Source organism: Superficieibacter sp. 1612_C1 (assembly GCF_015234305.1).
Taxonomy (GTDB): domain Bacteria; phylum Pseudomonadota; class Gammaproteobacteria; order Enterobacterales; family Enterobacteriaceae; genus Superficieibacter.
Genome location: NZ_JADGMI010000001.1, coordinates 814,128 through 828,192 on the forward strand (window position 1 = coordinate 814,128; position 14,065 = coordinate 828,192).

A 14,065-nucleotide genomic window follows, 5' to 3' on the forward strand; every position below is an offset into this window, starting at 1 on the left:
ACGGACCTCAGCATGCACAGTCATCATCGGCACAGCAGTCAGGCTCTGAAGGCAGAACCCACCAGTCCCGTACTCCTTCAGAGGACAGGCCCAGATGACGCGTGATACTTTCTGCCACGACGGGAAAGCGCTGGCGGAACTTATAGATAAAACAATAAATATTTCCGGCATGCCGGACATGGGGGCCGACAAGGTACAAACCGGGAAAAAGAGTTGAGCAGTCGTCGTCCGTCAACACCGGATAGCCATCATCATTCCATTCAAAAAAAGCAGCCAGTTGACTTGCTCCCCCGCCACACTGGAAGCCGGTGGCAAGCACAGGCACCTCGTCAGTGGCCCAGGCGCGTCCGTTAGTGGTATGGACCTTGTAGGAACTCCCCGGGCCGGGCATCCTGACCACCTCACAGACATCCGCATCTTCATAAATTTCGAAAAGACGGTTATTCATCGCCCTGTTAAGTCGCTCACGGGTATAAGGAGAGAGCGACAGACTGGGATCGCTGATATGGTTAGTTGACCAGGGGGCAGAGCGGGTCAACATTTTTACCGATGAACCATTTTCCAGCAGGTTTACAGCGGCATCCACCGCGCTTTCATAGCCGCCGATCACGATGTAATCGCCTTTTCGGAAGTCCTTCCAGCTGGACACATCAGCGTAATGGCAACACATTTTTGCTCCCGGAAAAATCTGCCGGTCAGGGAACTGGAATTCACCTGTAGCCCATATTAATGAGCGCGTTTCAATTCTCTCTCCTGTTTCTGTTGTCAGCATAAAATGACCTGAACTGAGCAAGGCCACCTTTACAACCCTGGCGGGGGCCATGACAGGGATCTGATACTCATCCAGCACGGCATTGAGGTATTTTGCGTACGTGTTTCCCCCGGCGTGTTCTTCACCGCAGAAAAGCGCCAGGGAACTGTCAGGCGTCACAGCATTAAGATCGGCTTGTCCGAACGGATTGGAAAAAAAAGAAGGAGTAATAAAGCGGGTTTCTTCCGGCCAGCGCATAAAGGAGGCACCCACTTCGTGACTATCCACGACGAGGATATCCTGCACGGCGCTCCGACGAAGAAGCGCCGCCATACCCACCCCAGCCGGACCCGCACCGACAATAACGACTTCGCGTGGTTGGTTCATAGAATCACCTTTTATGTTACGTTATAACATAACATATCACATTGAAATTTTTTTTCCTCCTGATGTTCGATTTATCGGATGCGCCAGGAGGTGTTTTCGCCGACATCTTCAAGCTCGATGCCTTGCTCCGCTAATTCATTTCTTAAACGATCGGCCTTGCCCCATTCGCCCATACGTCGTGCTTCGCTACGCTGATGGATTAGGTTTTCAATAAGCTGCAACTCTGCTGGGTGAAAGTCATCGCGGTTGGTCAAAAAGGCAGCCGCGGATTGTTCAAACAACCCCAGCACATTGCCCAGATCTTTCAGCGTGGTGGCAAGTGCTGCCGTTTCGTCTTTATTCATTGCGTATAGCCGATTAATTTCTCTTGTTAGCTCAAACAGAACGGCAAGCGCCTGAGGCGTATTAAAATCATCATCCATTGCCTCACAGAACCTGGCCTGCCAGGCATCATGCTCTTCAGACCGGGAGCCATCAGCAAACTGGCATGCGGTATAGAGCCGTGTCAGCGAGGCGCGCGCCAGATGAATATTTTCCTCGCTGTAATTTAATGGCTTACGATAATGGGCACTTAGCAGGAAGAAACGCAAGCTCTGGGCATCGAACCGGTTCAGAATATCGCGCAGGGTAAAAAAGTTATTCAGCGATTTCGACATCTTTTCTTTATCTACCGTCACCATGCCGGTGTGGAGCCAGTAGTTCACGTAAGGGCCATCGTTGGCTGAGGTAGACTGAGCGATTTCATTTTCATGATGTGGAAAAATGAGATCCGAACCGCCGCCATGAATGTCGAAATGCGTTCCGAGGTAATGACAGTTCATCGCAGAGCATTCAATATGCCATCCCGGTCGCCCTTCTCCCCATGGAGAGGGCCAGGCCGGCTCGCCGGATTTCGCCCGCTTCCAGAGAACAAAATCCAGCGGGTCACGTTTATACTCATTGACGTCGATGCGGGCCCCGGCGCGAAGCATGGTAATATCCTGTCCCGAAAGCTTTCCGTAGTCTTGTGCCGATGCAGTGGAGAACATGACGTCACCACTCTCTGCAATGTAAGCATATTGTCGATGCAGAAGTCGTTCGATCATACTGATGATTTGTGGAATGTGCTCTGTGGGGCGGGGTTCGATATCTGGCGGCAGGATGCCTAACTTTGCAAAATCAATGTGCATTTCATGCACCATTCGCTCTGTCAGGCTGCGCCAGTCCTCTCCGGTTTCACGGGCGCGCTGAATAATTTTGTCATCTATATCGGTAATGTTGCGCACGAAAGTCACATCGTAGCCGCGAAAGCGCAGATAGCGCACGATCATATCAAAAGCCACAAAGGTTCTGGCGTGTCCCAAATGGCAAAGGTCATAGACCGTGACACCGCAGACGTACATGCCAATTTTGCCTTTCGTGATCGGAACCAACAACTCCTTTTGCCCATTCATTGTATTTGTCATTTTTATCATGGCGCTTACCTCATTACTTTGCATAGCAGTACGCGAGCACGCCTGGTGCTAATCAACGGTCGCATGGAATAAGAAAAAGATTATTTAGTCAGAGTACGATTACAGTCCGGACAGATACCATGGCTGGAAAGGGTAATTTCCCGTTCGGTCATACCATGTCCGGTGAGATGCGACTTTACCATTTCAATGGCTGCTTCCAGCGCTGGATCCTGTTCAATAGGAATAACATGATGGCAGTTATCGCATTCAAAAACCCCTACGGCAGCCCGTTGGGTCAGAGCGAAACGCTGAGTTCTTGCCGAGTCGGTATAACGCTGAACAATACTCACCTGCATTAGCCGCTCCAGAATGCGGTAAAGGGTGACGCGATCGGGAGCCTGCTCGCCGAGTTGCTGAGTCAAATCGTCGTGGCTCATGGCCTGGCTGGCATGTTCAAGGCATTGCAGCGTAGCAAGGGTGGATGGCGTTGCCCGCAAACCCTGTGCGCGTAACGTTTGCTTCCAGTCATACGTTTTGGCCACTGGTGTTGTCATATTTTCCCCTGTGAGTCTTGTCATTTGAATTTTGGCAGTAAGTCGGTATTATTGCAACTTGATTGCATTAATGTTTGGCGACATAAGATCAGACGCTATGAAAAGAACACCGCTCATTATCCTTAATGGTTTTCTGGGTGCAGGGAAAACCACGCTATTAAAAAACCTTCTTGCTCAGGCGCACAAACGGCAAATGGCGGTATCGGTCATCGTTAATGACATGAGCGAGCTTGATGTGGATGGCGTGCTGATAGCCAACACAGAAATCGTTGATGCAACCAGTAACAACTTTGTGAGTATTTCAGCAGACAGTATTAGCAGCAGAAGCGGGATCCAGAAGCTGGATTCGGCGCTGAAAAACCTGCTTGAAAAACGGCATCCGGCGTTTATTTTACTGGAAACGTCAGGCAGCAGTCATCCTCTTCCCCTGGTCCACTATCTGCGTGAGCATACCCAGGTAAGTCTCAAAGCATTTTTATCGCTTGTTGATACTGTGATGCTTAATGATGACTATGACGGAGGAAAGGATCTTATTCCCGTTTTTCAGGAGCACCTCAACAAAGGAACCCGGGGAGTGGAAAGCCTGCTGGCGGAACAGATTATGTTCTGTAATAAGCTCCTGTTAACCAAAAACGACCGGTTGCCCTTCTATGTGGTTACTGATGTGGCCAGGGCCATACATCCTCTTAATCCGCAGGTGGCAATTATGGCTGTGCCCTGGGGGAACTTACCGCTGGATGAATTGCTTTCCATGCCGGATTACGATTTTCATCGGGTGGCGTTACTTATCGATGAACTTCAGGAGGAAACCGACTCCGTTTCATCAGATGAATCGGTGAAACAGTATGATATCTCCTGGCGAGTCATTGAGGATGACCGCCCGTTTCATCCGCAGCGGCTGTGGGATACCTGCCATCGCTTTATGGGCGCAGGCGTTTACCGCAGTAAAGGGTTTTTCTGGTTACCGGGAAGGGATGACCTGGCATTACTGTGGAACCAGGCCGCAGGAAGCATCAATCTCGAATTTATAAGCTACTGGAAAGCCGGGGTCCTGACGCACACTGATAATTCACTGACAGAGGAAGAACGTTCAGCTATTCGTCAGCAACTGGCAAAAATGCCGGGCAGATTTGGTGACCGACGCTGCCGCCTGACGGTTATTGGCGAGAGCGGCGAAATTGACGATTTTGCCCTCGCGTTGCGCCAGTGCTTACTCACTGAAGAGGAAATCCGCTGGTGGCAGCAGGGGGGGATTTTCCACGATCCCTGGCCCACGAAAGTGGCCCGGCTGGCTTAACAGGTTATTTTGCAGCGATAGTTAGTGTTATGTTATAACGTTTCAACATGAAATTTTATCGGTACAGGACATGACTAAACCTACCCGCGCTGAACGAGAAAAAATCCTGGCAATGCCGCCAGAAGACTACATGAACCCTGTGCAACAGGACTACTTTCGGCGGCTTATGCGCTATGAGAGGCAGGAGGTGCTTGATCATATCGATCAGATGAAGCAACAGTTGCAGGAGAATCCCGAAACGGGTGACGAAGGAGATATCGCCATTCGTGAAGAGCAGTTACGTCTGCTGTTCAGACAGATAGACAGGGAAAGCCGCCTGCTGCCGAAATATGACGCTGCGCTGATACGGCTGGAAAAAGGAGAGTATGGCTTCTGCCGGGATACTGGCGAACCTATCGGCCTGCAACGCCTGCTACTCAGGCCCACCGCAGAATTAAGTATTGAAGCCAAAACCAAGGAGGAAAAAGTTGAGGTTCAGTACCGAAAGAAATAAAGCCGCCCGGGGCGCGGGTAGGGACAGGAACGAATAACAGATCAGGCAGGTATATATGAGTATGGCAGCGAAACAAACCTTATGCCCCGGCATGCTACCGGATATTCAGTCCACTAAGGGCGACGATGAGGGCGAGTCATTATCCTGGGTTGGTATGGAGCAAATCGATCTGCCGGTAGAGATCGCAGGCAGGCCGGTAGCCGCAAAGGTTAATGCCGGCATCAACCTTCTCAGTTCACCTGAAGCCGAAAAGGGGATCCATATGTCTCGCCTTTATCTGCTACTGGATGAACTAACACAAGGGGAAATGACGCCGGATTTATTGCAACGTGTGCTGAAAGCATTTCTGGTATCGCATCAGGGACGTAGTGATGAAGCCAGTATTGAGATTTCAGGGGAGGTGTTACTGTCGCGTAAGTCGTTAAATTCTAATCACTCCGGCTGGAAAGCCTATCCTCTGACTCTGAGCGCCGAACTCAGGCAATCTTTTACGGTTACCCTCAAAGTGGGTATCCCTTATTCGTCAACCTGTCCTGCTTCCGCTGCGCTTAGCCGCCACGTCGCGGGTTTGCAGTTTAGCAAAGACTTTGGTAACCGGATCGACAGGCTCCCGGCAGCAGAAATAGCGGACTGGCTTGTTGAGAAAGGAATGCCGGCAACCCCGCACAGCCAGCGAAGCTGGGCATGGGTGAGTATCCGGCTTAATCCTGAAGCAAAATCACTGCCTGTGATTGAGCTAATTGATTATGCTGAAGTTGCTCTCGGGACAGCAGTGCAAACGGTCGTCAAGCGGAGCGACGAACAGGCTTTTGCGGTGGCTAACGGTCAGAATCTGATGTTTTGCGAAGATGCTGCCCGTCGGCTCCATAATGTTTTTTGTTCGGCACCCTTTTGTGAAGCATTTGATATCAGGGTCGAGCATCAGGAAAGTCTGCATCCTCATAATGCCGTTGCCCGTATTCACTGGAAAGGAAGTAATAATGTTACGTAAAAACCCATCGGGTCATACCCCCGTTGTTTCCACTAAAGCCTATATTGATCCCACCGCGGTCATTTGTGGGCGTGTTATTATTCATGATTATGTTTACGTCGGACCTTATGCGGTTATCCGGGCTGACGAGCTAAATGCAGACGGGGATATGGATCCTATCATTATCCATTCCCACTCTAATATTCAGGACGGGGTGGTTATTCACTCAAAAAGCGGCGCACCAGTGACGATAGGAAGCGGAACGTCTATCGCCCACCGTGCAATAGTGCATGGCCCCTGTCAGGTTGATGAGCGGGTATTTATTGGATTCAACAGCGTGTTATTTAACTGTCATATTCAGACTGGTTGTGTTATTCGCTATAATGCAGTTGTGGATGGCGTTACCCTGCCTGAGAATACCTATATTCCATCAACGGAACGCGTGGGGCCTGATTCCGATCTTAAAAGTTATTCGAGGGTAGACCCCGCTTCTTTACAATTTTCAGAAGAAGTGGCCAGTACCAACGTTAAGCTGGTCGAAGGTTATCAGAAGTTACGCAATGAATTCTGAGTATAGCTCGGCTAGTGCCGTTAACATAACACCGTATTATTAACGATTTGTTATTAATGTAGCAAAATGATGCTTGCCTCTTCAATATTTTTGCGGAAGAGGCTTTTCTGTTTTATTAAAGAGGTAGCGGTGAAACTTTTTATTAATGATCTGACGGTCATGGATTTTAGTTTCCTTGATGCGGAAGCCGGACTGATTGGCGATAGCCTTATCGTTGATATTATTGTTGAAGGGGAGCTGAGTGCTGAATCAATGGTAATGGATTTCTCACATGCAAAAAAAACTATCAAGCATGAAATTGATAAACTGGCCGATCATGTCCTGATTGTGCCGGAACAAAATAGTCATATTATTGTTAGTCATGCAGGCACTACGATGGGAGTCGCCATGCTGCGTAAGAACGGGGAGACCCAGTGTTTTATTTCCGGACCGCAGGAGAGTTTCTGGCTGGTGCAGGCAGATAATATTACTTCCCGTTGCCTTGAGTCCCAAATAGAAAAACATTTACTGGCGTGTTTGCCGCAGGGAGTAAAGGATATAACGATAACGTTACGGCCGGAAAGTATTAATGGTGACAGTTATCATTATTCGCATGGGCTGAAAAAACACCGCGGAAATTGCCAGAGAATAGCGCATGGGCATCGCTCTGCGATCAGAATTTTTGTGGATGGCGAGCGAAGCCATCTGTGGGAACAGGAATGGGCAACGCGATGGAATAACGCTTATCTGTTAAGCCGGGAAGATGTCGCTACAGTGACAACACTTTCACCGCGTGCCATAGCATACTGGCATAAGGGGCTGACATGTTCTTCCTGGCGGAGTTCTCAGGGATACTTTGAAATCATGCTTTGTTCTGAGGTAGTAGATATTCTGCCGTGTGATACCACGGTTGAGTCACTGGCTTTATTTATCAGGCAGTCAATTGAGCACGGTTTACCCGCAGCGAAAATAGAAGTCCATGCCTTTGAGGGAGTGGGTAAAGGCGCTATTGCCTGACACATTATTCTACTTTTCAGGGGTATTGATCTGTTTTCTCTCGTAAAACTACAATGCCCGGTTTTGTAGCTATGTATCTAATAAAAGGTGAGTCAACTACCTTTCTGTTTTTCGCTAATGACGATGCATTTCTGAACCAGATGTTATTGTGTTCTTTGATAATGATCCCAACATGTGAAACATCCAGTCCTCTTTTTGTTGAATAAATACCTACGTAATCACCTGTTTGCAGTTTATTTATTACCTCGTTATCTATTGCAGAAGCCGGTATATAACTTATCCGGCGTGAGATAATGCCGAGACCCTTAACATATTCTTGTTTTTTATTCTTCTGGCTTAGCTGTTTGTTGACTGTAATAGTATACGGGCTGATGTCCTGAGTAACATCTTGTGCATTTCGCGGAGATATGACAGCCCAGTCCGTGAAAAAATGTTTTCTGCCAGTAAAATCAATCATTCCGTTTGTATAACGGGTCTTAACAAGTTCAGATACATAAGTTTGCCAGCTACTGGCGTGCGCCATGGAGCGAACATAATCAATAAAAGTAAAACAATCCACAGTACTGGGGTTAGTGACCAGCCTCTCTTGCATCGAAGATGATCCAATCAGTGTATGCGCCTGGTAAGGCGTTCCGAGGAAACGGGAAGATATCTCAGCAACGCGTTCACTATAGCTGAGGCCCTTCCTGTACAAAGAAGTGGTATGAAGGATTTTGTTAACTTTAGCCTGACTTTCTTCAGTAGAATAGTCGCTTCGTGCCTGCTGAGACTCAGCAAATCCCGCGCAGCTATAAAATGAAAGGAGAAAGATAATTGCTTTTTTCATAAAACATTAACTCCCTCAGAGGTATTTCTCATTATATTTAAAACTTGAGTATATAAAAATAGCTATAAATACCAGAGCAAAAAGCAAGACAATCGTTGGAGCAGGCGCACTATCAATGAAATAAGAGAGGTAAACGCCGGTCGTTGACACCAGAGCCGATAAAGCTACAGCGATGAATATTGCGCTGCTAAATCGTTGCGTCAAAAGAACTGCAATGGCACCGGGCGCGATAAGCAAAGAGACGGATAAAATAATCCCCACGGACTTTAGCGTGGCGACCACGGTAAGCGAAACCATGCACAGTAATCCGTAGTAAAGCCATCCCGTACGTAGTCCACTGACCCTGGCCTGCTGAATATCAAAACAGTAAAGCAGGAAATCACGCCATTTAATTCCGGTAATCAGTAAGATAAACAAGGCAATGGTGCCCGTCTGGAGTATGTCGGTGGCGTTTATACCAAGCATGTCGCCAAAGAGGATATGTTCAAGCGGAACATCCGGGCGGACTGAAACATACAAAATCAGTCCGGAGGCGAACATACCTGAAAAAATGATACCCAGCAGCGTATCCTGCTTTATGCGGCTGTTATCTTTAATATATCCGGTAAGTAAAGCACAGGATAATCCGGCCACAAAAGCGCCGACACCTAATGGCAACCCTACAATCCAGGCCAGTACAACGCCGGGAAACACGGCATGGCTCATGGCATCTCCCATCAGAGCCCAACCCTTCAGCACGAGAAAAACAGAAAGCAGGGCGCAGGGAACAGAGACCAGCAGCGCGATTATCAGGGCATAATTGATGAAGTCAAAGTGGAAAGGTTCAATGAGCACATTCAGCATTTACGCGGTCCTTTTGCCTGAGAAACCGATCGGCGGTTCGCCAGTAAGCCATGTACCGGGGCGAAAATGAACACCAGTAAAAAAATGAGGGTCTGAGCGACCACGATAATGCCACCCGTTGCGCCATCAAGGTAATAACTTGCCCACGCACCCAAAAAGCTGGTGACACTGCCTATGGTTACCGCAATACAGACCAGGCGGGGGAAGCGATCGGTCAGCAGCCAGGCGGTTGCGCCAGGCGTTACCACAAGGCAGATCACCATGAACGCGCCTACGGTCTGTAATGCCGCAACGGTGGAGAGGGTTAACAGAAAGAAAAATAATATCTTAAGCCTTTCCGGATGTAATCCTACCGCCCGCGCATGATTTTCATCGAAAAAGGTCAGTAATAAATCTCTCCATTTTAACAACAACGTAATAACCGAAATAATGCCAATGACGGTAAGCTGAAGAATATCTTCTGGCGGAACCGCCAGGATATTTCCCAGAATGATTGATTGTATATTTACTGAAACAGGATTCAGCGAGACGATAAATAATCCAAGCGCGAAGAAGGATGAAAAGATCAAACCAATGATGACATCTTCTTTTAGACGGGTACGTTGATTAAGAAGGAACATGCTGCCTGCTGCCAGCCCGCCAGAAACAAACGCACCCACCGAGAAGGGCAGTCCCAGCATAAAAGCGCCAGCTACTCCGGGTACGATAGAGTGGGACAGCGCGTCGCCAATTAGTGACCAACCCTTCAACATCAGATAACAGGATAAAAAAGCACATATGCCCCCGACCATTGCTGAAATCCACATGGCATTGAGCATGTATTGATACCCAAAAGGCTCCAGAAGCCAGCTCATGATGACCTGCCTTTATCTTTATATTCAGCGGAAGGTTTATAATTTGGCTGTGTTGATCCTCCCTTGTCTGGCAATATATCTGACTCACTCTCTCTGTTTGCACTAAACGTCTTTTTTATATTTTCCGGCGTAAATGTCGTGGCGACAGGTCCGCTTGCCAGCACGGTGCCCTTCACCAGAACGGTATAATCACAATATTCGGATACGGAGGTAAGGTTATGCGTTGAAACCAACAAAGTGCTGCCTTCTTCTTTCAGTTCACCAAGCAGCGTGATGATTTTCTTTTCTGTATTGACATCCACACCAGTGAAAGGCTCATCAAGAAGGATTACTTTGCCCCGTTGTGCAATAGAACGCGCGAGAAACACCCGCTTCTTTTGCCCGCCGGATAATTCACCAATCTGCCGGTGACGGTAAGGAAGCATATCTACGCGCTCAAGCGCATCATTAATGATCCTGCGATCTTCTTTACCCGCTCTACGCAGCATACCCATATGACCATACCGGCCCATCATGACGACATCTTCCACCAGTACCGGAAACGACCAGTCAATTTCCTCGGACTGAGGGACATAGGCAATGATATTGCGGCGAAGCGCCTGAGCAGGAGGCATTCCCAGAAGTGAAATCGTTCCGCATGAAGGGGATACGAATCCCATCATTGCCCTGAATAATGTCGATTTCCCGGAACCATTTACCCCCAGCAGGGCCGCGATCGACCCTTTGGGTACGCTGAATGAGGCATTTTGTAATGCCTTATGGCCATTACGATAAACAACGGTTAAGTCCGCTACTGTGATGCCTGCCGCCTGGCTCATCTTTTACTCCTTCATTCCGCTGTGCAAACCCTGAACCACTGTCCGGGTAGTGACGTTCAGCAGATCAAGGTAGGTGGGAACGGGGCCATTTGCTGCGCTCAGGGAATCCACATAAAGTACGCCCCCATAATGCGCACCTGTTTCGCGTGCGACCTGACGGGCTGGTTTATTGGAAACGGTACTTTCGCTGAATACCGCCGGAATTTTATTCTGCCGGACTTTATCGATTACGTTACGAACCTGCTGCGGGGTTCCCTGTTGATCGGCATTAATCGGCCACAGATAGAGTTCTTTCAGTCCCAGATCGCGTGCCAGATAAGAAAATGCGCCTTCACTCGATACCAGCCAGCGCTGTTCGGCAGGGAGGGTTTCTATCTGTTTACGCAGCGGTTCAAGCGTCTGACGAATTTTTTGTTTATAAGCATCGGCATTGGCTTTGTAAGTTTCCGCGTTTGCCGGATCGTATTTCACCAGCGCATCACGAATATTATCTACATAAATCAGTGCATTATCTGGCGACATCCAGGCATGAGGATTCGGTTTTCCATCATACGGTCCCTCGGTAATGCTTATTGGAGTGATGCCCGTAGTGACTACCACATCCGGTACGTTTTTCAGTCGTTGATAAAATTTCTGAAACCAGAGTTCGAGGTTGAAGCCATTCGAAAGGATGAGCTGCGCCCCCTGGGCTCGCTTTATATCGCCGGTTGTAGGCTGGTATTCATGGATTTCTGCGCCAGGCCTGGTGATCGAACTTACTTCTGCGGCGTCTCCTGCCACGTTCTGTGCCATGTCAGCAATTACCGTGAAGGTTGTGATGACCTTAAACTTTTCAGCAGCGTAAGCGCCCTGGATAGCTGTCAGTCCTGTGATGAGCGTGCTTAACAGGATTATCTTTACCGTGTTGAGTTGAAGCATGGTTATCTCCTGATGAAATCACTGTTTGTCAATGCTACGTAATGTTATAACATAACTTTATCTGTAAAACATAGCACAGGCTATATTTAAATGAGAGGAATTATCTTTATCATTTAAGGCCTGATGCCGCAATTTTTTATGGCTTACGCAGGGATTGATATTTCAGACATGCGACTTTTAATGCAACAAGGTTGCGTTAATTTGTGGGTTAATGCAACATAGTTGCTGTTAATCACTGAGCTGTGTCGGGATACGAAAATGTCAGAAGCACTTATAACAGAGTCAGAACCTCTCACCTTTACTCTTCCTGATGGCTCTCTGAAGCTCGTCAGAAAAGGGACCACCTTGCAGAACGTCGCGGAAAGTATCGGTTCTTCCGTCGCGAAAAACGCCGTGTATGCTGAAATCGATGGCCAATACATCGATCTGATCGAGGCAGTGCAGAAAAGTGGCACGCTCAATATCATTACGCTTTTTGACGAAGAAGCGTTGGACCCGATTCGCCGTGGCTGCCTTCTCCTTCTTGCTGCGTCTGTAAATCAGCTGTTTCCCTCTGCCAGGGGGGTTGAAGGGCATCTGACAGAAGAGGGGTTTTATTACGATTTCGCGACGGATAAGCCTTTCACTAGCAGCGATCTGCTGAAAATTGAGCAGCACATGACCAAATTGATCGCCGAAAACCCGCCGGTTTTTAAAGAGCAGGTTACGCGAGCGCAGGCAATTGACTGTTTTGAGCGGCAGGGAGAGAAATTCAAATCAACGAGGCTGATGGAAATACCGGCAGATGAGTCGGTGACATTATGCCATCTCAGGCATTTTACGGACGACTTTAATGGCCCACTGATTCCGGATCTTCGTTTTCTGAAAAATATGAAGTTGCTTAACGTATCCGGTGCGTACTGGCAGGGGGAAGCCAGCAACGTACAGCTACAGCGGATTTATGGCACGGCATGGGCCAGCAAAAAACAGCTTGATGGCTGGCTTGAGAAAACAGCCGAAGCGGAGAAACGCGACCATCGTAAGCTGGGGCGGGAGCTGGATTTGTTTCATTTTCAGGACAATGCGCCTGGCGCGGTTTTCTGGCATCCCAGGGGGTGGACAATCTTTCAGTCGCTTATTGCCTATATGCGTAATCGCCATGAGGTGGCGGGTTACGTTGAGGTCAATACGCCTGATGTCATGGACCGCAGCCTGTGGGAAATTTCCGGTCACTGGGACAACTATCGCGATCATATGTTTACAACGCAAACGGAGGATGGTCGACGTTTTGCTCTCAAGCCAATGAACTGTCCGGGGGCGGTATCGCTGTTTAAATACGGGCTCAAGAGCTACCGCGATTTACCCGTTCGCCTGTCTGAATTTGGTAAAGTCCATCGTTATGAACCCTCTGGATCGCTGCATGGTTTATTACGGGTCCGCCATTTTACTCAGGATGACGCGCATATCTTTTGCACGCTGGAACAGGTAGAGGGGGAGTGTAAAAGTATCCTTCAACTGGTGCTTGATATTTATAAGCAGTTTGGATTTGAAGAGGTCGCAATCAAGTTATCCACCCGTCCTGAAAAGCGCATGGGAAGCGACGCCGACTGGGATCGGCTGGAAAATGCGCTTTCAGCCTCTCTGGAAGCGCAGGGATTACAATGGTCGGTAAATCCCGGTGAAGGTGCCTTCTATGGCCCTAAACTGGAGTTTGTGTTGCGCGACGCGATTGGCCGTGACTGGCAGTGCGGAACGCTACAGGTGGATATGAATCTGCCTGAGCGATTTGATATTGGCTACATTGCCGAGGATGGCTCGACAAAACGCCCGGTGATGTTGCACAGAGCGCTCTTCGGCTCTCTTGAGCGTTTTACCGGTATTCTTCTTGAACATTACGCCGGTAAACTGCCCGCCTGGCTGTCGCCGGTTCAGGCCGTGGTCATGACGATTACCGACAAGCAGCACCAGTATGCGGAGCAGGTTTTGAAGGCGCTTCGCAAAAAAGGGCTGCGTTGTGAGGCCGACCTCCGCAATGAAAAAATTGGATTTAAAATCCGTGAACAGACTCTGGCCCGCATTCCTTTCCTGCTGATCGTTGGCGATGCGGAGGAGAATGCGGCGCGTGTCACCGTACGCGATCGTACCGGGAAGTGCATGGGAACGCTGTTACTCAATGAGGCGGCAGACGCTATCAAAATATGTTGCCAGCCACCGGAGGTTCACCTTGATTAAGCAAAGCGGAAGCGATATCCCCCGGCGCGAGAACGGTCGTCACGTCTGGCCAGTGAAGAAGGATGATACCCAAAGCAACGATATCGCGTTTTATGAAACAGCCTTCAGAGAACAATCCAGGCGATGGGGGCTTTACGAGATTG

Annotated in this window: 14 protein-coding genes; 6 read left to right on the forward strand and 8 right to left on the reverse strand. The window is 48.8% G+C overall.

All coding sequences use genetic code 11. The features are described 5' to 3' along the window. Window positions 1-7: 7 nt before the first annotated feature. The 3 genes from INT84_RS03825 to INT84_RS03835 all read right to left on the reverse strand — a co-directional run bounded on the left by INT84_RS03825 (window position 8) and on the right by INT84_RS03835 (window position 3,125). Window positions 8-1,138, reverse strand: coding sequence for an NAD(P)/FAD-dependent oxidoreductase (locus tag INT84_RS03825; protein ID WP_194205686.1), 1,131 nt, complete (start codon window positions 1,136-1,138; stop codon window positions 8-10). Window positions 1,139-1,209: 71 nt separating this feature from the next. Next, window positions 1,210-2,592 carry a cysteine--tRNA ligase gene (cysS, locus tag INT84_RS03830; RefSeq protein WP_194205687.1) on the reverse strand — a complete coding sequence of 461 codons (1,383 nt, stop codon included), beginning with the start codon at window positions 2,590-2,592 and terminating at the stop codon, window positions 1,210-1,212. An 80-nt stretch (window positions 2,593-2,672) separates the two neighbouring features. After that, window positions 2,673-3,125: a Fur family transcriptional regulator gene (locus INT84_RS03835; RefSeq protein WP_194205688.1), complete on the reverse strand. Its 453-nt coding sequence runs from the start codon at window positions 3,123-3,125 to the stop codon at window positions 2,673-2,675. Window positions 3,126-3,222: 97 nt separating this feature from the next. Here INT84_RS03835 and INT84_RS03840 point away from each other — a divergent pair, with 97 nt between their 5' ends. From INT84_RS03840 to INT84_RS03860, 5 genes are all read left to right on the forward strand, one after another. Next, window positions 3,223-4,422: a GTP-binding protein gene (locus tag INT84_RS03840; protein WP_194205689.1), complete on the forward strand. Its 1,200-nt coding sequence runs from the start codon at window positions 3,223-3,225 to the stop codon at window positions 4,420-4,422. A 70-nt stretch (window positions 4,423-4,492) separates the two neighbouring features. Continuing rightward, a complete protein-coding gene (gene dksA, locus INT84_RS03845; protein ID WP_194205690.1) occupies window positions 4,493-4,915 on the forward strand; it encodes an RNA polymerase-binding protein DksA in 423 nt (140 codons plus the stop codon). A 55-nt stretch (window positions 4,916-4,970) separates the two neighbouring features. Beyond that, a complete protein-coding gene (gene folE2, locus INT84_RS03850) occupies window positions 4,971-5,906 on the forward strand; it encodes a GTP cyclohydrolase FolE2 (RefSeq protein WP_194205691.1) in 936 nt (311 codons plus the stop codon). Then, window positions 5,896-6,456, forward strand: coding sequence for a carbonate dehydratase (locus tag INT84_RS03855; RefSeq protein ID WP_000944851.1), 561 nt, complete (start codon window positions 5,896-5,898; stop codon window positions 6,454-6,456). Before folE2 ends, INT84_RS03855 begins: the two co-directional genes overlap by 11 nt. Before the next feature lie 66 nt (window positions 6,457-6,522). Next, complete coding sequence (locus tag INT84_RS03860; RefSeq protein WP_194205692.1) at window positions 6,523-7,452, forward strand: isocitrate dehydrogenase; 930 nt, start codon at window positions 6,523-6,525, stop codon at window positions 7,450-7,452. A 16-nt stretch (window positions 7,453-7,468) separates the two neighbouring features. On the opposite strand, the gene INT84_RS03865 is transcribed toward INT84_RS03860, so the two are convergent. The 5 genes from INT84_RS03865 to INT84_RS03885 are packed head-to-tail and all read right to left on the reverse strand — an operon-like array spanning window position 7,469 to window position 11,711. Next, a complete protein-coding gene (locus tag INT84_RS03865) occupies window positions 7,469-8,278 on the reverse strand; it encodes a DUF1460 domain-containing protein (protein ID WP_194205693.1) in 810 nt (269 codons plus the stop codon). Between the two features lie 15 nt (window positions 8,279-8,293). Beyond that, on the reverse strand, window positions 8,294-9,121 hold the full coding sequence (locus INT84_RS03870; protein ID WP_194205694.1) for a metal ABC transporter permease: 828 nt from the start codon (window positions 9,119-9,121) through the stop codon (window positions 8,294-8,296). Next, complete coding sequence (gene sitC, locus INT84_RS03875) at window positions 9,115-9,975, reverse strand: iron/manganese ABC transporter permease subunit SitC (RefSeq protein WP_194205695.1); 861 nt, start codon at window positions 9,973-9,975, stop codon at window positions 9,115-9,117. The genes INT84_RS03870 and sitC overlap by 7 nt, the downstream gene beginning before the upstream one ends. Next, entirely contained in the window at window positions 9,972-10,793 is an 822-nt protein-coding gene (locus INT84_RS03880) for a manganese/iron ABC transporter ATP-binding protein (RefSeq protein ID WP_194205696.1), read from the reverse strand. The genes sitC and INT84_RS03880 overlap by 4 nt, the downstream gene beginning before the upstream one ends. Before the next feature lie 3 nt (window positions 10,794-10,796). Next, window positions 10,797-11,711: a metal ABC transporter substrate-binding protein gene (locus tag INT84_RS03885; RefSeq protein ID WP_040173838.1), complete on the reverse strand. Its 915-nt coding sequence runs from the start codon at window positions 11,709-11,711 to the stop codon at window positions 10,797-10,799. A 258-nt stretch (window positions 11,712-11,969) separates the two neighbouring features. On the opposite strand from INT84_RS03885, the gene thrS reads away from it, so the two are divergent. Continuing rightward, window positions 11,970-13,922, forward strand: coding sequence for a threonine--tRNA ligase (thrS, locus tag INT84_RS03890; protein WP_194205697.1), 1,953 nt, complete (start codon window positions 11,970-11,972; stop codon window positions 13,920-13,922). Window positions 13,923-14,065 lie beyond the last annotated feature (143 nt).